The sequence below is a fragment of the Hymenobacter sediminis genome (assembly GCF_003231285.1).
Lineage (GTDB): Bacteria > Bacteroidota > Bacteroidia > Cytophagales > Hymenobacteraceae > Hymenobacter > Hymenobacter sediminis.
The window spans coordinates 1-278 of the sequence record NZ_QKNS01000058.1; the positions used below are offsets into that span (position 1 = coordinate 1).

The window sequence follows — 278 nt, forward strand, 5'->3', positions numbered from 1 at the left end:
GAAAAAGGCCGAAACAAAATAGTAGTAAGTGAGGAAATGGTCGCGGCGATGATGGAAGGAAGCGTCATCATTGATGTGTCTATAGATCAGGGTGGCTGCATTGAAACCTCCGAAATGACTTCGCACGATGTCCCTACATTTGTCAAACATGGCGTTATCCATTATTGCGTACCCAATATCGCATAGAGGGTTTCAAGGACAGCTTCATGTGCATTGAGCAACATTTTCACGCCCATATTACTCCACATGGCTGACCTGGGAGGGGCAGAGGAAATGGT

General features: G+C 46.4%; 1 pseudogene. It reads left to right on the top strand.

Features of this window, described 5'->3' with window-relative positions:
- Positions 1-278, top strand: a pseudogene (locus DNI29_RS23950) (alanine dehydrogenase); the annotation flags it as partial.